Source organism: Micromonospora sp. NPDC050187 (assembly GCF_044459745.1).
Classification (GTDB): Bacteria; Actinomycetota; Actinomycetes; order Mycobacteriales; family Micromonosporaceae; genus Micromonospora.
The window spans coordinates 86,296-110,765 of sequence record NZ_JBITJH010000014.1; the positions used below are offsets into that span (position 1 = coordinate 86,296).

Below are 24,470 nucleotides of genomic sequence, written 5' to 3' on the forward strand. Positions count from 1 at the left end.
CGTTTGTTGCCAGCACGAACGGCCAGGAAGCGGCTTCTGCATCGCCCGGCGAGCCTTGACAAGCTACCGCACCCCAACGAAGCTCCTATTTCTGAAAGTCTCCTGTCTATCGCGGATGAATTGGTGCCGGGCAATCACCGACGCCAAATCGACCACGGAAGATCGTTTGGGGCGGAGCCAGTTCGTTTAGGTTGCCGGACTCGGCTCGGTACGTCTCAGGCGGTCGCGGTGGGATAGCCGTTCTGGAAGGCGAGCAGATGGTCCGCGTCCGCCGCGATCTTGTCGAGGTGGTCGTCGAGGTTGAGGAAAGTCTGCCAGGGCTCCTGTCCGGAAGCGGCGGCGAGCCGGTCGACGACGAGTTGTTCGAGGTCGGGGACGCGCTTGGCTTTCCAGATCTTGTCGGCGAGGCTGACGAGCAGGTCTTCGAGTTCGACGGTGGTCCCTCGCCAACTGGCGTGTGTCGCGGCGAAGCGGGCCAGGGAAGGCTCGATGACGCTGCCGGATGTCGTCTGACGCAGCGTGCCGCGTGGGGTGTAGACGTACGAGCCGACCCCGGTCTGGGCGGTGAGCCGGTTCCGGGCGTCGTAGGTGAACGCTTTCGCTCCGGCCTGGGTTCGGTTGCCTGAGCCGTCGTACGCGTATGCGGTGACCGTGCTGCCGCGGGTCCAGGAAGTCAGCCGGTCGGCGAGGTCGTAGCCGTAGGTGTTCGATGACGCTCCGGCGAATCCGGTGGTCACCTTGGAGTTCATGTTGCCGTTCGGATCGTAGCCGTAGGTGATCGACCCGAGAGTCGTCGTGCCGTTCGCCGTACGCAAGGTGTCCGTGGTCAGGCGCTGCAGCCGGTCGTAGATGAGGGTACGGACGTTGTTGTCCGTGCCGTAGGTGATGGTCGACGGCAGCGACATGTTGTCTGGAGGCGGCGGCGGTTAACGACGTGGAGCGTGGGCTGGCGGCGGCGCTACGGGCGTTACTGGGGTGTTGGTAAGAACGGCGACACCAGGGGCCAAATAGTGGATCTTGGTAGGTGGTGTGGGGCTCGGCCATCGGCGTCTGTGCTGGCGTCCCGTTAGGGGATCCATGGCCGGGCATCCTGCCGATGATTACCGGGGCGGTGATGTCCGCAAGACAGAGGAAGAAATATGACACAAGGTGTCAGACTTTGGGTCGAGTATGGCTTCACCGGTCGGCGTCGATGGCGCGGACTGGGCACCACGAATACATATGGGATAGATAAGGACCTCCATGCGCGAAACTTCAGAAGATCTCCAAGAGCTTCAGGCCCTCCTTGACGCCTCCCTCTCCCGCTCCACCTCGCACCTCCGCTCGATCATCAAGACTGAAAGCACACTGACCGCGGAGCAGCTCACCCAGGTCCTCACCGGCATGCGCACCCTCGCCCTGTCCACCGTGACGGCGAAGGGCGAGCCACGGATCAGCGGTGTGGACGGGCACTTCCTGCACGGGAAGTGGCACTTCGGCACGGCGCGCAACGCCGCCAAGGCGCGCCATCTCGCGGCGCGGCCCGCCGTCAGCGCCGCGCATATGCGCGGTGAGGACCTAGGCGTGTTCACACACGGCAAGGTGGAGATCCTCAACCCCCAGGACGGCGAGCCGGCCGCGGACTGGCCCGACCTGCTCGCGTACTTCAAGGACTTCTACGGCGACGACTTCTTCGACTGGGAAAACGACGTGGTCTACTACCGGCTACATCCGCACTGGATGACCGTCTACGCCCCCGACATCGCGAAGCTCACTGCGGCGCCCCAGTCCTGATCCGCAGCACGGGCCGCATCGTGACCAGCCACGTGATGAGAGATGACGCGGACCCTCAACCTCGACAAACTCAGTGCCCTCACCGGCCATTCCACCCGCCAACTCCGGCTCCTGCTGCCCGAACCACGCCAACCCGCACCACACTGGTGGCTGCTCCAGGCGTTCCCCCGACCAGCCTGCCCACCCTGCGTCCGCCGGCACCGGGGCGGCCCGGTCCACCGCTACTACCCCCACCACGTCGCCGCCTGCGTCAAGCACAACCTCTGGCTCGGCACCCGAGCACCCGCAGCCACCGCTTGGCCCGTCACCGACAACGCCATCGACATACGGCACCTCCCAGAGATCAAGTCAGCACAGATCCACCACCGGCGGCTCGTCCGCCGTCACGGCCAGGTCGCCCTCCTCATCGCCACCAGAGCCGCGTTCGACTGCTGGGAATACATCCACGGTCGCTACCTCGGTCACGTTCAAGGCCCGCGTCTGGCTATCCTGCATCCGGGCAGGGAGCGGCACCACGCGGAGGATCCCGCGTTCCACGCCGCGACTTACCCGGAGATCGTCTCCGCAGCGAGCGTGTTCGTCGGACAGCACTGGCAGACCGGGTCGCCTACCAAACGACCCGAGCCCGCGCCTACGCCGAGTTCGGCAACCGCCTCGACTGGTCCGAAAGCCCGCGACACCTGGCATCCCCACCACCACAGCATGCTCGCCGACTGGCTCGAAACCTACGCCCGTCCGAACCCCATCCGGGGTCACGCCCTGGTTTCTAGGAACATCAGATTCACTGGGCCGCACCCAGCATGGACGGCTCAATGAAACTGATGCACCCCAGGTCAGAAGGACGCTTATGCATCAACTGCAGCGAGCCGGGACAGTTGATCCGTTCCCACTGAATCTGATCCGCACCTGATCCGCCCTCAACCTGCTGCGGCACGGATACCGAGACCGACCAGGATCGCGCCGGTCAGCCGGTCGAGCGCCCGGCGCACCCGGAGAGTACGCAGCAGCCGGGCCGCCGCACCCGAGATGACGGTCCAGCCAGCGAGCCAGCAGGTGTGCAGCACCGCGTGCGCCGAGGCCAGCACCAACATCGGAATCAGCACCGAGCGGTACGAGTCGAGGAACTGCGGGGCAAGGGTCAGATACACGGCGGCAGCCTTGGGGTTGAGCACATTACCGAGCAGCCCTTGGAGGTACGGGTGGTGCCCGCGCCACGGCAGCCGCCGAGGCCGGCGGGCGGCCAGGTCCTTCGGTGTGGCCGAGCCGGTCGGGTGCCGGCGACGGGTCGCCGACCAGAGCAGCCACAGACCGAGTCCGACCAGATAGCCAGCGCCGATCAGCTTCACAATCCAGAACGCCTGCGACGAGCGCAGCACCAGCGCGGCGAGGCCGACGGCTGCGAGAGTCGCGTGCACGTAGATCCCGGTGACCGTACCCAGGATCACCCACCAACCCTGCCGGCGCCCACCGGTGGCGACCCGCGATACGACCAGGGTCAGACTGGCCCCTGGCGTCATGGTGATCGGCGCGAGGGCGACCAGGAAGCCGAGTACGGAGATCCCCTGCATCCTCAGACCACCACCCGATAGTGGGTGGTCAGCAGCCCCGCATCGTCGTAGACGTGGAACGCCACCCCGGGCGGCTGCCGCACGTCGACCAGCGGCCCATCACCCTCCCAGGGCAGCCGGAGCGTGGAGACGACGCCGGGCGCGATCCGCAGTGGCCGGCCGGCGAAGGTGCTCGCGGCGGCGGTATGGAAGTGCCCGGTGAGTACCGCGACAACCTGCGGATGGGCGTCCATCAGTGCGGCCAGCGGCTCGGCGGGAAGCAACCGGATCGGATCGATGACGGGGTGATGCAGTTCGACCGGCGGGTGATGGAAGGAGACGAAGACCGGTGTCTCGGCCGGCACCGAGCCGAGTTGATCGGCGAGCCAGTCCATGGTCTCCGCGTCGAGGTGACCGTCGTCCTCACCCGGAATCGACGAGTCCGCGAGCAGGAAGACCGCGCCGGCGAGGTCGTACCGGGTGTTGATCGGGCCGCTGCCGCCGGCGGCGTCACCGAGCAGACCCTTGCGATACGCGTCGCGGACATCGTGGTTGCCGGGACAGACCATGACCGGCAGCGGGGACGCGAAGAGCTTCGCGGCAGTCTGGTACTCGGCCACCTCGCCGTGGTCGGCGATGTCCCCGCTGATCAGGATCGCGTCAACCGGTCGCGGCAGGGCGTGCAGGTAGTCCATCACCCGGGCGGTCCGTTCGGCCGACCGGGGATGGCTGTCGAGGTGCGTGTCACTGAGGTGCGCGATGACGAGCAAGACGTTCCCTAATGGTTGTTCTTATCATTGGCATTAGGGGACGCTACACTCGGCAAGCTGGGCCAGACAAGCAGGTACCGGAGGAGGCCCGATGTCACAGCAGCTCGTGCTCGCCCTGGCCAGCACCATCCGACACGACGGCAACGGAGGCGTCGCCGACGACCTAGCCGACGTCACCGGACTGACAACCTGGCTCCGGGAGCACGCCGAACCTCTGCGGGAGTACGCCGCCGAGCCCGGGCTGCACGCCGGCACGCCCGACGAACAACTCCGCCTCGACGTGGTCGCGCTGCGACACGCCGTGCGTACCCTCTTCGCGCACGCGGTCCGCCCCGGACCACCGAGCCGGGCCGACTCCGCAACACTGCTTCCCGTGCCGGACGCCATCGAGCAACTCAACCAGGCCGCCGGGCGGCTGCCGGTCCGGCCCGTGCTGGACTGGCCGGACGAGTCGACACCAACGGTTGCCTGGCACTGCGCGCCGGCCGACGCCCGACTGCGGCTCACAGCGGGGCTGGCCCGGGCCGCAATCGAGTTCCTCGCCAGCCCGGCCCACGCCCAACTGCTCGCCTGCCCGGCGCCGCGCTGCGTGCGTTACTTCGTCAAGGAACATCCGCGCCAGGCGTGGTGCAAACCGTCCTGCGGCAACCGCGCCCGCGTGTCCCGGCACTACCAACGCCACGCGGCGAACCCATCGGACGACCCCAACCTACCCACCTCCGCGGCAAGTGGACCGACCCGTTGATCATGCCCCGCGAACGACCGGCGGTGGTAATCATCGCGCAGTGGCGCCAGCCTCCGCCCGGATCACCTTCGCTGAGAGGGCGGTTTGGAAGGTTAGTTCCGTTTCTGGGCGAGGGTGAATATGCCGGGCTCGTCTTCGGTCAGGATCCGGCGGTTGACCATGCGTTTCAGCTTCGCGCGGGTGCTTTCGACGTGCTTCGGTGAGGGCTCGACGCCGAGCGCGAGGCAGATGGCCTTCGCCCGCATGCCGGTGGGTGTGGTGGCGAGGGCTTCCAGGATCTGCTGGTAGGGGGCACTGGCGATGGTCGGGTCGTCGGCGGTGAACTTGGCGGCGGCGAGGGTGCGCAGGGTGGTGCGGGTGGTCGCCAGGTCGGCCAGCTCGGTGTCGACCCGGGCGAGCTCAGCGGTGAGTGCGGTGTCGGTGACATCGCTGGGATACGGCTTTCGATCACCCATGACCGGCCTAACACCGCTGCCGCCCGACGGGCACGACCAGGATTCACATTCCCTGACACCAAGGGCAACCATCCACAACAGACTCACCGGAAGACCCCTCAAGCGGATGCAGCGCATAGATCAACTCAAAGGCCTTCGAACCTCCCTCTCATACCCCGGCCATCCGCGCTAGTGCCTCGTCATGCAGCCTTGAACGGGTAATCCGGGTGGCGGATCTGGAGTTGATCGCGAACCCGGATTTCGGTCGGGTGTGTTGGTTGCGCCAGCGGATGTAGGCGCCGATTGCGGCGTCCTGCTCACCGTGGCTGCGGAGGTCGGTGCCGTTGAGCGCGAAGTAGCGCACGGCGGCGAACTCTGCCTCGATCCAGTTCAGCCAGGACGCATACGTCGGCAGGAACACCAGGTCGACCTGGTTGGCGGCGCACCAAGTACGGACCTCGGGATGCCTGTGCGGGGAGAAGTTGTCGCAGATCAGGTAGAGGTGCTGGTCGGGCCAGCGGCGGCGCAGGGTCTTGAGGAAGCCGAGGAACTCGCCCCATCGTTTGCGGTCGCGGATGCGGTAGTGCAGCCTGCCGGTGGCCAGGTCCAGGGCGGCGATCATGTGCCGTACGCCCTGGTCACGTCGGTAGGTGGCGCGTAGTCGCACCGGGTGCCCGACAGGCTGCCAGGCGCGGCCGGGTCGGGGTTGGAGGTTCAGCGGCCCGAACTCGTCCACGCAGATCACCCGGCCATCGGTGGGTGGGTGGTCGTAGAGGTCCAGGACCCGGCGCATCTTGGTGGTGAAGTCGGGGTCGGTGCTGGCCTTCCATGTTTTGGTGGCCTGCCAGGAGACTCCTCGTTCGTGCAGGACACGGCGGATGGTCTCGACGCTGATCGTGGTGACGTGGCCGGCGTCGATGAGGTAGTCGCGCAGCTTGGCAAGTGACCAGCAGGAGAACGGTCGGCCGAGGAAGCGGGGGTCGCACCGGGCGATGACGCAGATCCAGTCTCTGGTTTGCTCATCGATCCGTCTCGGTGCGCCCCCACTCCATTTTGGGTCCAAAGCGTTGAACCCCCTGTCGTTGAACGCGTGGATCACGTCCCGCACGTAGTCCTCGGTCACCTTCAGCAGGTGAGCGATGTCCGGGGCCGGCTGCCCTTGGGCGGACATCAGCACCACAATCGCCCGCCGCAGCTTCACCGGGTCCTTCGCCGTGCGAGTGATTTTCTGCAACCGCTGCCCCTCGGCCATCGACACCTGCCGGACGAACACCTCCGGCCGTCTACCCACCGGCCACCACCTCCCAAGGTCGAACCGATGGGAGACAGCCTGCCCGACAGATCCTCAGAACCAGCGGATTACACGATCAACGTTCCAAGACGAGGCACTAGCTCCCCGATCCGCCACACAACGCCTTCCTCCTGCCTTGACCTTTCCCCTGCGTCAGGGTTTTAGCGTGCCGCCATGAGTCCTGCTGACCATCGCTACGGGGAGTGTCAAGTTAACGGCCCTGGCTCACTTTCGGTGGTAGCAGAGAGTAGCGTCAGGCGCCTGGACGGCAGCGCTGTCTAAATTGGCGTGTTCGAGCCAAAAGGGATGGCGGATCGTGGGCGCGGCTTCGCCAGAGAAGTGCGGTCAGCCCGGAGCGCCGGCGTCAAAGACTCGTGCGCACCCCGCACCGCCGTTACAGAACGTCACCACCAAAAGTGAGCCAGGGCCGTTATTTGTACAGTCCCGGATGCCGTCCTCGGCCATCGTTCAGTGCACCCCGAGCCGCAGGGCGCCTCACGACTGGGCAGTGGGTGTCTGGGTTGTCACGGCTTCGATGCGGCGACGTCCGCGGGCGGTGTCATGGAAGCCGCCGCTGCGGCGGCAGATCCCTCGGATTTGCGGGCGCAGTGCCGGCAGCGCCGTGGACAGGGCGTCTGGGGTGTCGCGCTGGTGAGGCCGCTGGTGTGCAGGATCGTGGTGACGGTCTGCTCGAAGGTGCTGGTCTCGGCGATGACGATCTCACCCGGGATGCCGAGCAGGTCGCGGTGGGCGTACCAGGTGCGCATCTCGTCGGGGGTGACGGGGATGGGCTCAGCCCGGCTGAGGTGGCGACGGACGGTCTCGTCGAAGGACACATCCAGGTAGAACACGGCGGCCGGTCCTGAATGGTTCTCGATGAGCTGGTGCAGGACGTCGGCGTACCGTTCGGTGTGCAGGATGCCTTCGAGGATGACGTGGTAGCCGAGGTCGAGGGCGGTGCGGGCGGTCGCGGTGATGAACGCTGGAGCGACCGGGTCGATGTGTGAGCTGTCGTGTTCGCGGAGCACGATCCGACGTAGGTGGTCCTGTTCCAGGAGTGCGATGCCGCGGCCGTAGCGTCGGCGGGCCTCGCGGGCGGCGGTCGTCTTCCCGCTACCGGAGTTCCCGCGAACGACGACGAGGGTCGGCTCGGTGGCGGTCACCGGTGGTCTCCGGCGACGGTCCAGGTGATCGCGGTGGTGGTGTGGTGGCGGGGAACGAGTAGTTGTGGTCGGTCGGTGGGCGGGATGATGACGCCGGTGGGGTACACCCTGACATCCGGGCCGGGCTGGTTGCGGTGGTCACGGTCCCAGACGGTGATGAGGTCGACGACGCGCCGGGTCAGCGGTGCGGCGTCGGGTCCGTAGCCACGGGCGCCGAACTCCCAGGTGGTGTCGTCGAGCTGGCGAATGGCGAGGTAGGCGATGCTGTCGCCGGTGAGAAGGGCGGGGCAGGAGACCCAGTTCTGCGGGTCCATGTCCGCAGCACGGTCCCGGTCGACGGCGAGGAGGCCGTACGGGTGGGGTTGGCTGGCCAGCCAGAGGTGCAGTGATTCGAACGGCGTCGCGGGTGGGATGGTCACCTCGGACCAGGCGTCGACCTGGGGACCATCCAGCGCGGGGGCCAGGGCATCGAGGGTGAGGGTTCGAGTCTCGGGGTCGTCGATGCGCAAGGTCACGTCGTCGCCGCGCAGCGACCGCCGGGTCACGGGGTTGGCACCAGCGCCTTGCATGGGCACGAAGCCGCAAAGGATCGCATCGGTGGCGGTAAGGTGGTCGCCGTCGCGGGTCAGGGTGAGGCATCGGGTGTTGCCGCGCATCCGCAGAGGTACGACGAGGACCCCGTCAGGGGCGAGCTGATCGGTCCAGGCGGGTGGGATGTCGCTGGCCTCGACGGTGACGATGATCGCGTCGTACGGTGCCCCTGTCGGCCAGCCGGTTGCCGCGTCGGCCCGCGCCACACGGACGTTCGGGTACCCGGCGGTGTCGAGGGCGGTCCGGGCGTTGCCGACGATGTCGGAGTCGATATCGATACTGATGACCGTGCCGCGCGGGCCGACGACCTCAGCGATGAGCGCGGCGTTGTAGCCGCCGGAACCGATCTCCAACACCCGCGTGCCGGGGCGTAGGCGGGCGGCTTCCAGCATCATGGCCTGCAGCCACGGCGCGGAGATGGAACTGCTCGCGCGTCCGTCCGGACCACGTTTCGTGATGACCACGTCGTCGGCGTACGCGGCGTCGACGCTGACCCCATCGGGAGCGAACAGGTGCCGCGGCACCCGACGAAACGCCGCTTCCACCGTAGGTGAGGTGATCCGGCCGTCGGCGAGCAACTGGTCGGCCAGCCGGTTTCGGGCCGCCTCCGGACTGTTGTCGGTTTCCGGGACGGTGTCGAGCGCGGAATCAGCCATGATCAAACCTCCGGTCGGTGGGGCCTCGGCGCGAACGGCGCGACAATATAGGACGCATGCGACATAACGCGCCTGTCCGTCGGGTTGTGGCGCTCACGTCGATGTACCGGCAGTGGGTGTTGCCGAGATCCTGGCCTGCGGCTACCAGGGGCACTCCCCCGTCCGCGTCGTCGAGGTGGGCCAGCCCCTACCTCCTCCCTACGCCGGTGACCGGGTACCGCCGGCCTGGTCGTATGACCGGAGGGGCGTCGGCGCGGCCCGCGACAGGGCCACCACACCGATCACGCCTGCGCCGAGTGGTGGCACGGGACCTCCAGCCGCAGTGCGTCGAGCTTCATCCGGATCGGCCCGGCGGCGGCGTGCCCGTACTGGTCGAGGATGCGCACCGCGCCCTGCCAGGCGCGACCGGCCAGGCGATGGTCGCCCATCGCGTGGTAGGCATCGCCGAGATGGTCGAGAACCTCAGCCTCGCTGTAGCGGTTGTCATCGATGCTCAAGGGCTCGCTACCGTGCACCAGGTCGTTAGCGAGAGAAGGGGCAGGCGGGAGCTTCCTGAGGTTTGCTGGTGGAGGTGATGTTCCCGGGTGGGGTGCCGCCCTGTCACGTTGGCCGGGCGGTCAGGCCGAAGGCCGGTCCCCCCTCAGGAGAGACCGGCCTTCGGTCATGCCAGCCCGGACGGGGTCGGAATCGGTCAGGGGAATTGGATGCACGCGTGCGGGGCGTACTGGTGCGCCGCGCGCAGGTCACCGTCCGGGTCGAAGAGATACGCGCCGTCGGCCATGTGCTCGGGCGTACCCGTCACGTTGTCGAAGACCCGGTCATTCTTCTTGTCGAGGACCCGGTCATCTTTCTTCCGCTTCTTCGGCTTCCAGTAGTAGTGGCCATCGCCGTTCTTACCCTTACCGACATGCAGCACGATGGTGCCGCCGGCAGGAACGACCGCCGAGGCCGGGAACTCGTACCCACGCGCGCGGTCGCCGAGGTACGAGCTGTCGCGCAGCCACCATTTCGCGAGGCTGACCGGCTTCGCGCCCAGGTTGTCGATCGATACGCTCTCGTCGCCCCGCCACTTCGCGGTGACCCGCAGAACGGCGTTCTGGCTGGGACCGGCACCACAGGCATCGGTGTCCCAGAGTCCACGACCCTCCCTGGCCGCCCGCGCCGCCAGGACCGGGTAGGTGGCGTTGGGCAGGTACTCGACCTTGTTCGGCAGCCACAGGGCAAGCCCCTCCTTCATCAGCTCGGCCGCCGGGTCGATCCACTTGCCCTCCTTCTTTACCTCGAGGCTGCGGCGCAGCCGATGGCGTTCGCCGCTTTCGCTGCCCGAGTCCCGTGCCGTGATCTTGACGCGCTTGTTCAGGACAAGTTCCTCCATGCGCCGGGCGGCCTGCCGCGCGTGGCATTCGCCGTCCCGGTGGCCCGGCCGGTAGTCGGTCAGTTCCATCGCGTTCAGGCCGGTGATGCGGATGCGGGCAGGGTGCTTCTTCCCCTTGATTCTCGCGATGACGGTGTCACCGTCGACCACTCGGACCACCGTGCCCGTCGTGTCGACCGGGGCGGCCGAGGCGGGTACCGCCAGCGCCAGCGAGCCGGCCAGTGCACCGGTCAGCACACCAGCCGCCAAGCGGCCCCTCACGGTCATTCGCTCCGTCACCCTCGGTTGCTGCGCCCGTTTGCGCAGCCCCCGCTGGATGCGTGCCAGGACAGTGCCGGCAACGGCCAGCTGTCGCTCTCGATACATGATCCGCCTTTCGTGACAGTGACGTCGGAAGCGCTGTCCGCCTCCCCTGCCGTACCAGCGTTCGCCGCGTGACCTGCCACGATCCAGCGAGTCGCGGTCGAGTCGCCCGACTCGCGCGCCCGTCGATACGCCCCCTTGGCACCCACGAGGTCAGCACCTCGCCCACAATGGAGACGTGGCGACTGAAGATCACGACCCAGATGCGGTCCGTAGTTTCTGGGCGGCTCTGGACTCGGCTTGGCGGGACAGTGGTAGCCGATCAGCGGAAGAGATCAGCTTCGAACTGCAGAAAGTCAGCAACTACGAACTAGCGGTCTCGACCATTCGCGGTTGGCTCGACCACAACGGCCTGCCTCGCAGTAACGAGGACTTCACCGAGATGTGCCTCCTCCTCGTGGGTAAGGAGCGAGCCGACGAACTCATGGGTGCGCTCCAGGCGGCGCGGCGGGCCAGCCGAAGGCAGCGCCCTGCGGTGCCTTCGAATGCACCGGAGCCCGACGGGCAAGACACGCCCACAGCCACGCCTCCATCCAGCAGTGATGCCAATCAAGAACCTGTAGCCGTGACGCAGACGCGGCGTACAGCCCTGCGTCCCTGGCACCTGGTGCCGCTGGCGGTCGTTCTCATCGCCGCCGCCAGCGCCGGGATGGCTTTGGTGATGCCCGGCGGTGAGCAGTCGCCGGAGGTACCGGTGCCGGTACTCTCCCCCGATCGAACCAACGCCACCCTGCCGGCAGAGGCCGCACCGTGCCCAACGCAGACGATCACCGCGACTTCCAGGAACGAGAATCGTGCGCACGCGACGTTCTGCCCCGACCGGCTCGAGTTCCTGCTGTACGACGACAGACCCGACGGCAAATCCGCAGTCCTCGTCGTCCGGGTCAACGGCAAAGATTGGCCCCCGTACTTCAACAGCAGAGCCCACGCCACTCGCAGCCCCGACGGCAGCGCCGTGACCAAGAACCCTCCCAAACGCGTCACCGTCCCCCTTGCCCCTGACGCCACCGCCGAATTCCGGGTCTGCGTGGCCGAACGCAACCCGGACCGCACCTATCCAGAAGACACCTGCGGCACATGGACATCTGTCTGGCCGCCGCGGCGGTAGAAGCTGCTACACGGGCACCGTCGCGCAACAGCTGGGCAATGGCCAAGGCTGATTCGCATCTGCCACCAGTTGTGCGGCACGTACCAGGCTCAACCCCCAACTTTCCGTCCGGCTCCGGACGGGGCGATCCCATAACCCAACTCATCGACCTGCGCCTCGGCCAGTTACGTGCCGCAGGCAGAGTGCAAGGAGGCACCGCCCATGCCTGACGAGATCGTGTTCACGGTAAACGGCGTCAACGCGGTACCAGCACAGCGGATCTCGCTGGTGGAAGCCGGCCTACTGGAACGTCAACACCTGCAGCAATGGGTCGTCGACCATCCAGAACTCATCGAAGCGACATGAAGGTCGTCACCTTCGAATACGGGCGATGGATCACAGCCGGCGGCACGCCGGCCGCCGACCGGCTCGACGTATTGGGTCTGGACCGGGCCGGACGGCTCGTCGTCGTCGAACTCAAGCGCGACCGCACCCCAGACATCGTCACGATGCAGGCGATCAACTACGCGGCCATGGCCCGCCTGTTCAGCCTCGACAGTCTCGCCGAGGTCCACGCAGCGCACCTCGGCGGCGACACGACCACCGACGAGGCGTTGGCACAGCTAAAGGAATGGGCCGAAGGCGTCTCCGACGAGACACTGCGAACGCCACGGATCATCCTCATGGCCGGCGACTTCGGGCCAACAGTCACCAACACCGCCCTCTACCTGTACGAATCCGGCATCGACATCCGACTCGTCCGCTACCACCTCTACCGCACCAACGGCGGAGAGACCGTCCTGTCGGTGGCGCAACTGCTCCCGGTCCGTTGCCCGCAGAGCTGACAGGTCTGCGGTCCTCAGGTACTTGAGCATGGGCTTCGTCGGGAAGATCAGCACTCGATCGAAGGTGCTGCCCTTGGAAGGGCCGATGTTCATGGCCGGTAGCCCCAGCGTCGATGTCGTGACGCGGTCACGAAGCACCGTCGGTTTCCCTACCCCAACCTCACTTCACCCCTCTTGACCGCCGGCGTTGGTCGCCCGGTCGATCAGGGTGCGCAGGTGTGCTTCGCCGAGGCCGTCGGGGCGGAACAGGATGCGGTACATGATCGGCGCGACCAGTTGGTCCATGACCGTCTCCAGGGGAGGTGTCGGTTCCTGCCGTTCGGTGGCACGGGCGAGGATGATGTTGATCTGCTCTGCGGCGTAGGCGGAGCACTGCCCGGCGTTGGTGCCGTCGGGATCGCCGAGCAGTGCGTCCCGGATGTAGGCCTTCCCCGGTGGTGAGGACATCTCGTCGAGGAAGGACTCGGCCCAGGCGGCGAGATCTTCCGTGAAGGAGCCGTGGTCGTCGGGCGCCGCCTCGGGCCGCAGCCGTTCGACGGCCACGTCCGACAGCAGTTCCTGCAGGTCACCCCAGCGCCGGTAGATGGTCGAGGGGGTGACACCGGCCCGAGCGGCGATCATCGGGACGGTCAGGTTGTCGCGGTCGGTCTCGGCCAGCAGGGCGCGCACCGCGTCGTGTACCGACCTCTGGACGCGGGTGCTGCGGCCACCGGGGCGTGCCATGGGCTTGCGGCTCATGGTCACCAGCCTAAGGCAAACGTTTCGCTTTAACCGGTAGCCTCCTCGTGGGCCAGACCGACGCGCAGCAGGACGTCCTCGGTGAAGGGTGCTCCGATCAGCTGCAGGCCAATCGGCAGGGCGTCTTCGTCGAAGCCAACCGGAACGCTCAGAGCCGGAAAACCGGTCAGGTTCGCGGGAGCACAGAGCCGCACGTACGCGTCCGTCACGCTCTCTACCTCCCCGTTCGGCCAGACGATGCTCTCCTGCCCGATCGGAACCGCAGTGACCGGCACGGTCGGAGCGACGAGGACGTCGACCTCGGTGAACAGCCCTGACCATGCCTCCCGGACCAGGGTGCGGGCACGCTGGCCGCGCAGGTATTCGCCGGCGCCCAGCAGCCCGCCGGCTTCGAGCAGGCCGCGGACGTCCTCGCCGTACAGGTCGGCGGCGGCGCGCAGGGTGTGCTCGTGGTAGGCGCTCGCCTCGGCCAGCATGATCACTGACTGCGCAGGGACGAGGTAGCGCGTCATCGGGATGTCCACGTCGACGAGGGTGGCGCCCAGCGCGGCGAGCTTGTCGACGGCGGCGAGCACCGCCCTCTCGACCTGCGGGTCGAGCCGGTCGAAGTAGTAGTTTCGCGGCACGCCCACGCGAATTCCGCGCAGATCGGTGTGCAGCGCGGCGCGGCGCCCGGTGAGGGCGGAGAGGGCGAGAGCGGCGTCGGCGACCGTACGCGTGATCGGTCCGACGTGGTCCAGGGACCACGACAGTGACGTGACGCCCTGGCGGGGCACGAGGTCGTACGTGGGCTTGAGGCCCACCACGCCGTTGAGGGCGGCCGGGACGCGGATCGAGCCGCCGGTGTCGGTGCCGAGGGCGAAGGTGGCGCTGCCCGCGGCCACGGCTGCCGCGGACCCTCCGCTGGATCCGCCGGCCACCCTGTCGCCGTTGACGGCGTTGCGCGTCTGCGGCGTGATCAGACCGTAGGCGAACTCGTGGGTGTGGGTCTTGCCGAGCATGATCGCCCCAGCGTCGCGCAGGCTCGACACCACCGCGCTGTCCTTCTCGGCGCGGTGGCCGTCGCGCACCCCGGAGCCCGCACCGGTGGGTCTGCCCTCGATGTCGATGAGGTCCTTGATGCCGACCGGGATGCCGGCGAGCGGGCCAGCGTCCCGGCCGGCGGCCAGCGCGCGTTCGGCGGCGTGCGCCGCCTCGCGTGCTCCGTCGGCGTCGATCGCGGAGTACGCGTTGAGCTGGGGTTCCGTGCGCTCGGCGCGCTCCAGCACGGCGTCGACCACCTCGACGGGCGAGAGTTCGCGAGCCTGGATCGCCGCGGCGAGTTCGGTAAGCGACAGGTCAGGCAGCTGCATGATCATCCTTTTGTTGACGTGTGCCGGCCTCGTACACGAAGGCCGGTGGTGTGTCGCCGAAGTCGAGCTCCCGCAGGACGTTGACGGCGTCGTGGATGTGGTTGGTTGCCGCCGCGAGCCCGGCGTGCCGGGCTTCCTCGACCAGCAGCCCGGCACGGGCGGCGAGAGCGGCCGCCTCCGGGGGCGTGAGGGGGGTGGTCATGCGCATCCTCCACTTAAAGCTAACGGTTTGCGTTAGGGAACCATAGGGGCTACGGTCCACTAACGCAAACGGATAGCTTTAAGTGGAGGTGTCATGCCAGCGGGACAGTTCCCCCGGTACGCGGCGGTGCTCATCGCACTGCTGGCCGCCTCCAGCGCGCCGACCCCGCTCTACCCGCTCTACCAGCAGCAATGGGCGCTCTCGGAACTCACGATCAGCGTCGTCTTCGCCGTCTACCCCGTGGGGTTGCTGCTGGCGCTGCTGCTCGCCGGCACCCTGTCCGACCGCTACGGCCGTAAACCGGCCACCGTGATCGCTCTGATCGTCCAGGCGGTCGCGATGCTGCTGCTGGCTGTTGCCGCCGGGCCTGGCCTGCTGATCGCCGCGCGGGCCGTGCAGGGAATCGCCACCGGCGTGGCCATCGGGGCGGTCGGCGCCGCCCTGCTGGACCTCGAAGCCCCCGGTCGCCCGGGACGCGGTGCGCTGGCCAACAGCGTCGCACCCCCCGCAGGGATGGCGCTCGGCGTCGTAGCCGCGACCGTGTTCGTCTACCTCCGCCCTGAGAACACCGTGATGATCTACCTCGCGCTGGCGGTCCTGTTCATCGCCGGGGCAGCGATGCTCCTCGCAGGGCCAGAGCCGCGACTTCGACCGCCCGGCTCCATGCGGCCGTCCACCCCCGCCACCGCGACTGCGACGACCGGCGCAACGCACATCAGCTCGGCCCCACCGCGCCGTCAGCTCCGGGTGCCCGCGACGGCTCGCCGCGAACTGCGGATCCTGGCCGCGGCGATGGTGGCGGTCTGGGCGCTCGGCGGCTTCTACTCCTCGCTCGGCCCGTCCCTGCTGCTGCACATCGCCCCGGACCTGCCCCTCGCGGCAGGCGGCCTGATCTTCCTCGCGGTGACGGTCACCGCCGTACCGGCTGTGCTGCTCACCCGAGCGGCACCCCGCGCGGCAGTTCGGGTCGGCAGCCTGGCCGTACCCCTCGCCGCGGTACTGACCGTGGCCGCTCTGCACGGCGGCGGACCGCCCGCGCTGCTCGGCGGGGCGGTACTGGCCGGGGCCGCGTTCGGCATGGTCAACCAGGGCAGCGTACGCATCATCACCGCCCCGGTCGACGAGCGCCACCGAGCCGCGGTCGTCGCCGTGTGCTCCATCGTCAACTACCTGGCGATGAGCCTGCCCGCCGTCGCGGTGGGCGCCGTCGCCCGCACGTCCGGTCTCGCCACCGCCACGCACGTCTACGCCGTGGGCACCGTCCTGCTCGGACTCGCCGCCTCGGTGGTGCTCGCCCTGGCTCCCCGTTCGATCCCCAACACCGAAGGACGCTGAAGCGCCATGACCGCCACCTGGACCGTAGGCTCCATCACCATCCACCGCATCGACGAACTGCTGCTCGCCCCACAGACCGGGCAGTGGCTGCTGCCGGACGCGACCCCCGACCTGGTCGCCCGGCAGGACTGGCTACGCCCCGACTTCGCCAGCCCCGACGCCGAACTGCGCCTGCACAGCCACAGCTTCGCCGTCGAGACCGAAGGACTGCGGGTGCTCGTCGACACCGGCATCGGCAACGGCAAGAGCCGCGCCAACCCGGCCTGGCACAACCTCGACACCACCTACCGGGACAACCTGCGTAGCATCGGGTTCACGCCGGACTCCGTCGACCTGGTCGTGCTGACCCACCTGCACACCGACCACGTCGGCTGGAACACCCACGAGGTCAACGGAACCTGGGTTCCCACCTTCGGCAACGCCCGCCACATCACCTCCCGCGTGGAGCGCGACTTCTGGGCCGGGTACGCAATGGACGCGCCGCGCCGGCAGATGTTCGAGGACTCGGTGCTCCCGGTGGAACAGGCCGGTCTGCTCGAGCCCGTCGAGGTCCCCGGCGACGGGATCGAGATCGCCCCGGGGCTGCGGCTGCTTCCCACCCCCGGCCACACCCCCGGACATATCTCCGTTCACCTCAGCAGTGCGGGAGAGACAGCACTGATCTCGGGCGACGCCGTCCACCACCCCGTCCAGTTGGCCCATCCCTCGCTGAGCTCCTGCGTCGACATCGACGCAACCCAGGCCGAGGCCACCCGCCGACGGCTGCTCGCCTCGCTCGCCGGCACCGGCACCCTCCTACTGGGCAGCCACTTCCCCGCTCCGACCGGCGGACACGTGCTGCCTGAGGGCAACGCCTACCGCCTCGGGCATCAGGCGAATGCGGCAGTCCCGGCATCGAGTTGATCCACCGGCTGATCGGGCTCGGCTGTGCGTAAGTCACGCATACGCGGGGTGTCGCAATCCCTCGGCCGGATTCCTGCGACCAGTGCGAACGCGACGCATGACCGAACAGGAAGTCGCCGAGCAACTCTCGCGGTGTCGGCGGTCGCGGCGACCGGGCAGAGGTGGGCGCGCAGGGCCAGGGTGTTGACGAAGAGACCGACGAGGTTCTCCAGCTCCGGCACCACCCGGCCGGCGACCGGCGAGCCGATGGCGAAGTCCCGCTGGCCGCTGTGACGGAACAGCACCGCTTGCAGGCCGGTGAGCAGGGTCATGTAGAGGATGGCGCGGTAGGCGCGGCTGAGCCGGCGCGGTCCGTCGGTGAGGTCGGCGTCGAGGGCGAAGCGGTGGGTGCCACCGGCGTACGACTGCACGGCCGGGCGGGGCCGGTCGGTGGGCAGTTCCAGCGCGGGTACGCCGGCCAGTGTCCGGGTCCAGTAGGCGAACCCGTCCCCGGTGGCCGGTCCGTCGAGACGGTCCCGCTGCCAGGCGGCGTACTCCAGCTAGTCGACTGCCGGTGCCGGAGGTGCCGGCGTGCCGTCGCGCAGTGCGCCGTAGGTGACGGCGATCTCGTCGAGCAGCAGGGTCAGCGACCAGCCGTCGCTGACGATGTGGTGCATGGCGAGATGCACCAGGTGTTCCTGGTCGGCGAGCCGGACGACGAGCACCCGCACCAGCGGCGCGACGTCGAGGTCGAGGTCGAGGTCGAGGTCGAACGGGGTGCGTACCGAGGTGGCCACCAGTTCGCGGGCGTCGGCCTCGCCGGGTGCGGCGGTTGACGGTGACCGGCACCCGCACGTCGGAGGCGACGTGCATGATGTGTTCGCCGTCGGCGTTCTCGGTGAACCGCATGCGGAGGCTGTCGTGCCGGGCGGCGGTCGCGTCGACGGCGGCCCGCAGCAGCTCGACGTTCAACGGCCCGCGCACCCGCACGGTCGAGTGCACGAGGTACGCGGCGGTGCCGGGTACGAGCTCGATTTCCGACGAAGGTCGTAGGCAGAATGCCGTCCTGCGCCAGATGGCACCACGCCCCCGGTCCCGCAGGCTTTTCCCAGGCACCGGGTGACGCCGCACGGATCCCTCCGGACACCCGATCGGCCTGGAAGGTAGCAGCCCGACATGCTTCGCCAAGATCCCGCCCGGCCCCGGGCGTCCCGCCTGCGACGGCTCGGCGCGGCTCTGGTGGCGACGGTCGCCGTCGCCGCCACCGCCGCCGGGTGCGGCACCGCACCGACCGCCATGTCCGTTCCCACGCCACCCACTCCCGGCGCGCCGGCCGACCCGGCCGCGCTGAACGCGGCCGACGTCGACGCCTGGCTCGACGGCCTGCTGCCCGCCGCGCTCCAGCGGACCGGCATCCCCGGCGTCACCGTCGCCGTCGTCCGCGACGGCGAGATCCTCACCACCCGTGGCTACGGCCACGCGGACACCGGCACCGGCACCGGCCAGCCGGTACCGGTCGACCCGGACCGGCACCTGTTCCGGGTCGGCTCGGTGTCGAAGCTGGTCACCGCCGTCGCCGTCCTCCAGCTCGTGCAGAGCGGCGATCTCGACCTCGACGCCGACGTCGACGAGTACCTGGACTTCACGCTGCCCCGCCGCTACGACGAGGCGGTCACGCTGCGGCACCTGCTGACCCACACCGCCGGGTTCGAGGAGCGCGTCGCCGGGTTGATCGGCCTCGACGGCAGCAGCCCGAACCTGCGCGCGGCGTTGGCCACCGACCCGCCGGAGCAGATCTACCGGCCGGGCACCGTGCCCGCCTACTCCAACTACGGCAACGCGCTGGCCGGATACATCGTCGAGCACGTCAGCGGGACGCCGTTCGAGAAGTACGTCGACCGCAACGTGCTGGCCCGGGCCGGCATGGCGTCGTCGACGTTCGCGCAGCCGCTGCCCCCGGCCCTGGCCGACCGGATGGCCAGCGGCTACGACGCTGCCGGTGTCGCCGGTCCGTTCGAGATCGTCGGCACTCCCCCGGCGGGCGCGTTGAGCGCACCGGCCACCGACATGGCCCGGTTCATGCTGGCGCTGACCGGCGAACCGGTCGGCGAGGGTCCGCTGCTCGACGCCGCCACCCGCGAGCTGATGCAGCGTCCCGGGCTCGACGCCACCTCGCTCGGCACCCTCGCGGACGGCCCCCGGATGGCGCTGGGGCTGTTCGACGAGAGCCGCAACGGCCGACACATCCTCGGTCACGGCGGCGACACCATGTTCTTCCACTCGCACCTACAGATCTACCCCCGGGAGCGGGCCGGCATCTTCCTCTCGCTCAACGGCGGCGGCCGGGGCGAGCTGGACAGCCACGAGCTGCGCCAGGCGGTGGTGAATGGCTTCGCCGACCGCTACTTCCCGGGCACGTCGGAGCGACCGGCCGGCGTCGACGCGCAGACCAGCGCCGCACACGCCGCCGCCGCGGCCGGTACGTACACCGACTCGCGCGGTTTCGGCAGCAACTTCCTGACCACCATGGGCCTGGTCGGTCGGACCACCGTCAGCGTCGCCGACGACCACCGGCTGCTGTTCGAGCCGGGCCCGCTGTCGGCCACCCCGGCCCTGTACGAGGAGGTGGCTCCCTGGGTCTGGCGCGAGGTGGGCGGGCAGCGCACGCTGGCCATGCGGGTCACCGACGACCGGGTGACGGCGATCAGCCACGACTCCGCGTTCGCCCTGCTGCCGGTCGAGCCGGCACGGGCCACGGCGGTGGTCGTACCGGTGCTCGGTGCCTCCGTGCTGGTGCTTGCGCTGACCGTGCTCTCCTGGCCGTTCGGTGCCCTCGTCCGACGCGTGCTCGGTCGGCCACGCCGTGATCCGGCGGGACGTACCGCGCGGGTGCTCAGCCGCGTCGCGGTCGCGGGTGCGCTGCTCGCGCTGATCGGCTGGGCGGTGAACATCGCGGCCGTCATGGGGTTGCAGGAGGTCTCCGCCGCTTCGCTGCGCACCGTGCAGGTGCTCCAGGTGATCGGCCTGCTCGGGGTGCTGCCCGCAGGGGTGCGGCTGGTCGACGACGTACGGCGGCGCGGCGGCTGGCACCGGGTCGCCGCCAGCGCCCTGATCCTGCTGGCCCTGGCCGGTACGGGCTGGTTCGCCGTCGAGTTCATGCTGCTCGCGCCTAGCATCTCCTACTGACGCGTCGATCCGGGACGGACCGGAGCAAGGAAGTCCACCGCATGAGCACCCACCCCGATCCGCAGGCCGAGGCGACGCCCCGGACGCCCCGGCTGACCAGGCGGCTTGACGAGCGGCTCACCCGGCTCGGCGTGACCGGCCGGTTCGCCCGGGACGGCCTGCTCGCGGTGGCCGTCACCGTGGCCACCCTGCTGCTGCTGGCGATGCTGTTCTGGATCGTCGCACCGGCGGAGGGTATCGCCGTCGACCCGACGTGGGCCTGGCTGGTGCTGGTGCTCTGCGGTGTGCAGGCGGTGCTGCTCTGCCTGCGTCGGATCCGTCCGCTGCTCTGCCTCGCCCTGGTCGTCGCCCTGCAACTGGTGGTGGTCGGCCTGTCCCTGCCGGAGATGTCGATCCGGGGCCTCGCGCCGTTCGTCGCCGCGTACACCGTCGGCACGCTGCGGCCGGTCCGGACGGCGCTGCTGATCGCGGGGGTCGCCACGCTGGCGGAGACGGCGGGCGCGGTCGCCATCGCCGTCCTCGTCGCCCCCGACATCCTCCTCGCCACGCTCGGCGGCCTCACCGCGAGTGCCCTGACCTACCTCGGCGCGGCCTTCGTCGGTGGCTACGTCGCCACCTACCGGCGCTACGTCGAGCTGGTCCGGGTACGCGCCGAGGAGGCGGTCCGGGCACAGCAGGCCGGCGTGCAGGCGGCGATCGGCGCCGAACGGTCCCGGATGGCGCGGGAGCTGCACGACGTGGCCGCCCACCACCTCTCCGGCATGGTGGTGCAGGCGGCGGCGGTGGAGCGACTGATCGACCGCGACCCGGCGGCGGCCCGCGCCGGGGTGGCCTGGATCCGCGCCCAGGGCAAGCAGACCCTGGACAACCTGCGACTGGTGGTGGGAGTGCTGCGCGGACGGACCGGGGCGGACGCGGGCGACGGCACGGTCCCGGTGCCCGGCCTGGCCGTCCTCGACGACCTCGTCCGCACCGCCGCTGACCTCGGCGGCCCGGTCGAGTTCGTCCGCGAGGGGCAACCGCGCGAGGTGCCGCCGATCGCCGACGTGGCGCTCTACCGGGTGGCGCAGGAGTCGCTCTCCAACGCCCGCCAGCACGCCCCCGACGCCCCGGTCCGGGTGGCTCTGCGCTACCTCGACCGCCGGGTGACGCTCCAGGTACGCAACGACCCGCCGCCCCGGCGGCCCGAGCCGGCCACCCGCACCACCGGCGGCGTGGGCCTGGTGGGCATGCGGGAACGCGCACAGCTCATCGGTGCCGAGTTCACCGCCGGGCCGACCGCCGACGGCGGCTGGGCGGTCACGGTGCACCTGCCGACCGCACCGGAGGTCGCCCGCGCCGTGACGGCGACCGCGCAGGGAGACCCGACATGATCAGGGTTATGCTCGTCGACGACCAGGCGGTGGTGCGGACCGGGTTCCGGGTCATCCTGGAACAGGCCGGGGACATCGAGGTGGTGGCCGAGGCGTCGAACGGCGACGCGGCGGTCGACCTGGCCCGCCGGCACCGGCCGGACGTGATCTGCATGGACGTCCGGATGCCCGGCGGCGACGGGCTCACCGCCACCCGCCGGATCGTCGGCGAGGTCACCGAGACGCCGCCCGCCGTGCTCGTGGTGACCACGTTCGACCTCGACGAGTACGTCTTCGGCGCGCTGGAGTCCGGTGCCAGCGGGTTCATCCTCAAGGACTGCGAACCCGAGGAGCTGATCGAGGCGGTACGCCGCCTGGCCGGCGGGTACGGGCTCGTCGACCAGGCGGTCACCCGCCGGGTGATCACCGAGTTCGCCCGCCGAACCGCCGCACCGCGTACCGACGCGGTGGCCGCGCACCAGCTCACCGCGCGGGAGGCCGAGATCGTCCGGCTGCTGGCCCAGGGTCTGTCGAACGTGGAGATCGCCACCGAACTGTTCATCGAGACCAGCACCGTCAAGTCGCACCTCGGCCGGGCGATGGCCAAGATCGGTGTACGGGACCGGTTGCAGACGGTCGTCTGGGCGTACCAGAACGGTGTCGTGCCGCGCTGACGCGCCGACGGGTGTGATGCGGACGGGCGGCACATTGACATCCGGGAATGGTCCGGTGAAAGATCGTCAGCGTGCGGAGTGCCTATCTGACCAAGCGGGGTCACATCGACCTCCTGCGGCTCAAGGGCCTGCCCGACGCCATCGGTGAGGTGTGGCCGGAAGCGGTCGTGCAGACCTGCGTGATCCATCTGCTGCGGGCGTCGTTCCGGCATGCCGGCCGACAGCACTGGGACGCCATCGCCAAAGCCCTGCGGCCGGTCTACACCGCCCCCACCGAGGCCGCCGCCCGAGCCCGCTTCGCCGAGTTCACCGAAACCTGGGGCGACCGGTATCCAGCGATCGTGCGGCTGTGGGAGCAGGCATGGGCGGAGTTCGTGCCGTTCCTGGCTTCGACGCCGAGATCCGCACCGTCGTCTGCTCCACCAACGCCATCGAGAGCGTCAACGCCCACATCCGCCGCGCGGTCCGGGCCCGCGGCCACTTCCCGAACGAGGCCGCCGCACTCAAGTGCGTCTACCTCGCGGTGATGAGCCTGGACCGGGAGTGTGTCGATTTCCGTGTTTGGGCCTGTGGTGTGATCGAGGTTGTTAGATGGTGATCCGGTCGCCGTAGGCGAGGATCAGGGCGTTGAGGGCCTTGGCCCAACCGTAGACCCGGCCGGTGATACTCCCACCACCCCGGCGTTTCTGTTGGACGACGAGGTAGAGGACCTTCAGCGCGGCCTGCTCGGTCGGGAAGTGCCCGCGCCGGCGGGCGGCTTGCCGGAACCGGGCGTTCAAACTCTCGATGATGTTGGTGGTGTAGAGGACCTTGCGGACCTCGTGGTCGTAGTCGAGGAACGGCACGAACTGCGGCCACGATGTCCGCCACAGTCGGATGACGGCCGGGTACTGGTCGCCGAACTCGCCGGCGAACGCCTCGAAGCGCGCCTCGGCGGCGGCGACGGTGGGGGCGGTGTAGATCTCCCGCAGGGCGGGGGTGATCTTCTGCCAGTCCTTGCGGTTGGTGTACCGCAGACTCGCTCTGACGAGGTGGACGACGCACTGTTGGTGCACCGCCTGCGGCCAGACCTGCTCGATCGCGTCGGTCATGCCCTTGAGGCCGTCGGAGCAGACCATGAACACGTCCTCGACGCCGCGGTTGCGGAGTTCGGTGAGGTAGCCGGCCCACTGTTTGGCGCCTTCGCCGCCGGTGCCGGCCCACATACCGAGGACGTCGCGTTCCCCGTCGAGGCTGATACCGACCACGACGTAGACGGGGCGGTTCGCGACCTGCCCCTGCCGGATCTTCATCACCAGGGCGTCGATGAACACCACCGGATAGATCCTGTCGAGGGGCCGTTGTCGCCAGGCTTCCATGTCGGCCAGGACGCTGTCGGTGACCCGGCTGATCAGTTCCCGGGACACGTCGGCGTCGTACACATCGGCGAGATGGGCGGAGATCTCCCCGGTCGTCAGCCCTTTCGCGTACAGCGACAGGATCACCTCGTTGAACCCATCCAGGCGGCGGACGTACTTGGGCACGATCCGCGGCGTGAACGAACCGGCCCGGTCCCGCGGAACCTGGATCCGCACCGGCCCGACCTCGGTCTGCACCGTCTTCGTCCCGTGCCCGTTACGGACGTTGGACCGCCGACCGGACTGCTCGTCGACACCAGCCTCGTCGAGGTGAGCATCCAACTCGGCATCGAGGGCCGACTCAAGCACGGTGCGGGTGATCCCGGCCAGGAGCCCACTCGGCCCGACCAGCGACACCCCGTCGGCCTTGGCCCGCTCCACCAGTTGCTGAGCGAACTCCACCTCCGCTGCTGTCGGCTCCGGAAGCTGAGCAGCGTTCTTCTTGTCTGCCATGACGTGGTCCTTCCTGGACAGGATCGACGTCCTGTCCAACAGACCACACCCAGGTCAAACACGGAAATCTACGCAGTCCCGGTTCAGCATGAACGCCTGGCCACCGGTCCCGCTCCGGTCGCCTCACGGCCGACCAGTGGCCGGATCGATCTGCCTGACGCTCTGGTGCCGTTGCTGACCGATCAGATCGCGGGTCCGGTAACCGGACGGAGGTGGTTCCGGGTGCCGGTGACCCGGCGGCCCGCTGCGGGGCGGGGCG

General features: G+C 69.1%; 24 protein-coding genes and 2 pseudogenes. 12 read left to right on the forward strand and 14 right to left on the reverse strand.

The window, feature by feature from the left end; genetic code table 11:
• Positions 1–215 precede the first annotated feature (215 nt).
• The gene (locus tag ACIBJE_RS21250) at positions 216–905 is read right to left on the reverse strand and encodes a hypothetical protein (protein ID WP_396750858.1); all 690 of its coding nucleotides are present in this window, start codon (positions 903–905) and stop codon (positions 216–218) included.
• A 337-nt stretch (positions 906–1,242) separates the two neighbouring features.
• Between ACIBJE_RS21250 and ACIBJE_RS21255 the strand changes: the two genes are divergently transcribed.
• Both ACIBJE_RS21255 and ACIBJE_RS21260 read left to right on the forward strand, forming a co-directional pair.
• On the forward strand, positions 1,243–1,773 hold the full coding sequence (locus tag ACIBJE_RS21255) for a pyridoxamine 5'-phosphate oxidase family protein (RefSeq protein WP_396750860.1): 531 nt from the start codon (positions 1,243–1,245) through the stop codon (positions 1,771–1,773).
• 42 nt (positions 1,774–1,815) lie between these two features.
• The gene (locus tag ACIBJE_RS21260; protein WP_396750862.1) at positions 1,816–2,589 is read left to right on the forward strand and encodes a hypothetical protein; all 774 of its coding nucleotides are present in this window, start codon (positions 1,816–1,818) and stop codon (positions 2,587–2,589) included.
• Positions 2,590–2,690: 101 nt separating this feature from the next.
• Here the strand turns inward: ACIBJE_RS21260 and ACIBJE_RS21265 are convergent, their stop codons facing one another.
• Together ACIBJE_RS21265 and ACIBJE_RS21270 are read right to left on the reverse strand one after the other, a co-directional pair.
• On the reverse strand, positions 2,691–3,341 hold the full coding sequence (locus ACIBJE_RS21265; protein WP_396750864.1) for a LysE family translocator: 651 nt from the start codon (positions 3,339–3,341) through the stop codon (positions 2,691–2,693).
• A 2-nt stretch (positions 3,342–3,343) separates the two neighbouring features.
• The gene (locus ACIBJE_RS21270) at positions 3,344–4,090 is read right to left on the reverse strand and encodes a metallophosphoesterase (protein WP_396750866.1); all 747 of its coding nucleotides are present in this window, start codon (positions 4,088–4,090) and stop codon (positions 3,344–3,346) included.
• Positions 4,091–4,181: 91 nt separating this feature from the next.
• On the opposite strand from ACIBJE_RS21270, the gene ACIBJE_RS21275 reads away from it, so the two are divergent.
• Positions 4,182–4,835, forward strand: a complete 654-nt coding sequence (locus tag ACIBJE_RS21275) for a CGNR zinc finger domain-containing protein (protein WP_396750868.1) — start codon at positions 4,182–4,184, stop codon at positions 4,833–4,835.
• 92 nt (positions 4,836–4,927) lie between these two features.
• Here the strand turns inward: ACIBJE_RS21275 and ACIBJE_RS21280 are convergent, their stop codons facing one another.
• The 6 genes from ACIBJE_RS21280 to ACIBJE_RS21305 form a co-directional block, all read right to left on the reverse strand.
• The gene (locus ACIBJE_RS21280) at positions 4,928–5,290 is read right to left on the reverse strand and encodes a hypothetical protein (protein WP_396750869.1); all 363 of its coding nucleotides are present in this window, start codon (positions 5,288–5,290) and stop codon (positions 4,928–4,930) included.
• Positions 5,291–5,438: 148 nt separating this feature from the next.
• Positions 5,439–6,560, reverse strand: coding sequence for an IS630 family transposase (locus ACIBJE_RS21285; protein ID WP_396750871.1), 1,122 nt, complete (start codon positions 6,558–6,560; stop codon positions 5,439–5,441).
• 524 nt (positions 6,561–7,084) lie between these two features.
• Positions 7,085–7,723: an AAA family ATPase gene (locus ACIBJE_RS21290; RefSeq protein WP_396750873.1), complete on the reverse strand. Its 639-nt coding sequence runs from the start codon at positions 7,721–7,723 to the stop codon at positions 7,085–7,087.
• On the reverse strand, positions 7,720–8,970 hold the full coding sequence (gene fxlM, locus ACIBJE_RS21295) for a methyltransferase, FxLD system (protein WP_396750875.1): 1,251 nt from the start codon (positions 8,968–8,970) through the stop codon (positions 7,720–7,722). The genes ACIBJE_RS21290 and fxlM overlap by 4 nt, the downstream gene beginning before the upstream one ends.
• Before the next feature lie 281 nt (positions 8,971–9,251).
• A complete protein-coding gene (locus tag ACIBJE_RS21300) occupies positions 9,252–9,467 on the reverse strand; it encodes a hypothetical protein (RefSeq protein ID WP_396750877.1) in 216 nt (71 codons plus the stop codon).
• A gap of 194 nt (positions 9,468–9,661) precedes the next feature.
• Positions 9,662–10,612, reverse strand: coding sequence for a lamin tail domain-containing protein (locus ACIBJE_RS21305; protein WP_396750879.1), 951 nt, complete (start codon positions 10,610–10,612; stop codon positions 9,662–9,664).
• Between the two features lie 274 nt (positions 10,613–10,886).
• Here ACIBJE_RS21305 and ACIBJE_RS21310 point away from each other — a divergent pair, with 274 nt between their 5' ends.
• From ACIBJE_RS21310 to ACIBJE_RS21320, 3 genes are all read left to right on the forward strand, one after another.
• On the forward strand, positions 10,887–11,816 hold the full coding sequence (locus tag ACIBJE_RS21310) for a hypothetical protein (protein WP_396750881.1): 930 nt from the start codon (positions 10,887–10,889) through the stop codon (positions 11,814–11,816).
• A gap of 201 nt (positions 11,817–12,017) precedes the next feature.
• The gene (locus ACIBJE_RS21315) at positions 12,018–12,161 is read left to right on the forward strand and encodes a hypothetical protein (RefSeq protein ID WP_396750883.1); all 144 of its coding nucleotides are present in this window, start codon (positions 12,018–12,020) and stop codon (positions 12,159–12,161) included.
• The gene (locus ACIBJE_RS21320) at positions 12,158–12,640 is read left to right on the forward strand and encodes a hypothetical protein (protein ID WP_396750885.1); all 483 of its coding nucleotides are present in this window, start codon (positions 12,158–12,160) and stop codon (positions 12,638–12,640) included. Before ACIBJE_RS21315 ends, ACIBJE_RS21320 begins: the two co-directional genes overlap by 4 nt.
• Before the next feature lie 165 nt (positions 12,641–12,805).
• Here the strand turns inward: ACIBJE_RS21320 and ACIBJE_RS21325 are convergent, their stop codons facing one another.
• The 3 genes from ACIBJE_RS21325 to ACIBJE_RS21335 are packed head-to-tail and all read right to left on the reverse strand — an operon-like array spanning position 12,806 to position 14,932.
• On the reverse strand, positions 12,806–13,378 hold the full coding sequence (locus ACIBJE_RS21325; RefSeq protein ID WP_145835978.1) for a TetR/AcrR family transcriptional regulator: 573 nt from the start codon (positions 13,376–13,378) through the stop codon (positions 12,806–12,808).
• Positions 13,379–13,407: 29 nt separating this feature from the next.
• The gene (locus ACIBJE_RS21330) at positions 13,408–14,730 is read right to left on the reverse strand and encodes an amidase (protein WP_396750887.1); all 1,323 of its coding nucleotides are present in this window, start codon (positions 14,728–14,730) and stop codon (positions 13,408–13,410) included.
• Complete coding sequence (locus ACIBJE_RS21335; protein ID WP_088983276.1) at positions 14,717–14,932, reverse strand: hypothetical protein; 216 nt, start codon at positions 14,930–14,932, stop codon at positions 14,717–14,719. The genes ACIBJE_RS21330 and ACIBJE_RS21335 overlap by 14 nt, the downstream gene beginning before the upstream one ends.
• Before the next feature lie 93 nt (positions 14,933–15,025).
• Between ACIBJE_RS21335 and ACIBJE_RS21340 the strand changes: the two genes are divergently transcribed.
• A complete protein-coding gene (locus tag ACIBJE_RS21340; RefSeq protein WP_396750890.1) occupies positions 15,026–16,267 on the forward strand; it encodes an MFS transporter in 1,242 nt (413 codons plus the stop codon).
• Positions 16,268–16,273: 6 nt separating this feature from the next.
• Positions 16,274–17,170 (forward strand): MBL fold metallo-hydrolase, encoded by an 897-nt coding sequence (locus tag ACIBJE_RS21345; RefSeq protein ID WP_396750892.1) that lies wholly within the window; start codon positions 16,274–16,276, stop codon positions 17,168–17,170.
• Here the strand turns inward: ACIBJE_RS21345 and ACIBJE_RS21350 are convergent.
• A pseudogene (locus ACIBJE_RS21350) lies at positions 17,137–17,946 on the reverse strand (condensation domain-containing protein). The gene ACIBJE_RS21345 and the pseudogene ACIBJE_RS21350 overlap by 34 nt on opposite strands.
• Positions 17,947–18,325: 379 nt before the next feature.
• On the opposite strand from ACIBJE_RS21350, the gene ACIBJE_RS21355 reads away from it, so the two are divergent.
• From ACIBJE_RS21355 to ACIBJE_RS21370, 4 genes and pseudogenes are all read left to right on the forward strand, one after another.
• Complete coding sequence (locus tag ACIBJE_RS21355; RefSeq protein WP_396750894.1) at positions 18,326–20,335, forward strand: serine hydrolase domain-containing protein; 2,010 nt, start codon at positions 18,326–18,328, stop codon at positions 20,333–20,335.
• A 41-nt stretch (positions 20,336–20,376) separates the two neighbouring features.
• The gene (locus ACIBJE_RS21360; protein ID WP_396750896.1) at positions 20,377–21,708 is read left to right on the forward strand and encodes a sensor histidine kinase; all 1,332 of its coding nucleotides are present in this window, start codon (positions 20,377–20,379) and stop codon (positions 21,706–21,708) included.
• Positions 21,705–22,361, forward strand: a complete 657-nt coding sequence (locus ACIBJE_RS21365) for a response regulator (RefSeq protein ID WP_396750898.1) — start codon at positions 21,705–21,707, stop codon at positions 22,359–22,361. The genes ACIBJE_RS21360 and ACIBJE_RS21365 overlap by 4 nt, the downstream gene beginning before the upstream one ends.
• A 119-nt stretch (positions 22,362–22,480) precedes the next feature.
• Positions 22,481–22,959, forward strand: a pseudogene (locus ACIBJE_RS21370) (transposase); the annotation flags it as partial.
• Here the strand turns inward: ACIBJE_RS21370 and ACIBJE_RS21375 are convergent.
• On the reverse strand, positions 22,949–24,211 hold the full coding sequence (locus tag ACIBJE_RS21375) for an IS256 family transposase (protein ID WP_396750900.1): 1,263 nt from the start codon (positions 24,209–24,211) through the stop codon (positions 22,949–22,951). The pseudogene ACIBJE_RS21370 and the gene ACIBJE_RS21375 sit on opposite strands and share 11 nt — an antisense overlap.
• Positions 24,212–24,470 lie beyond the last annotated feature (259 nt).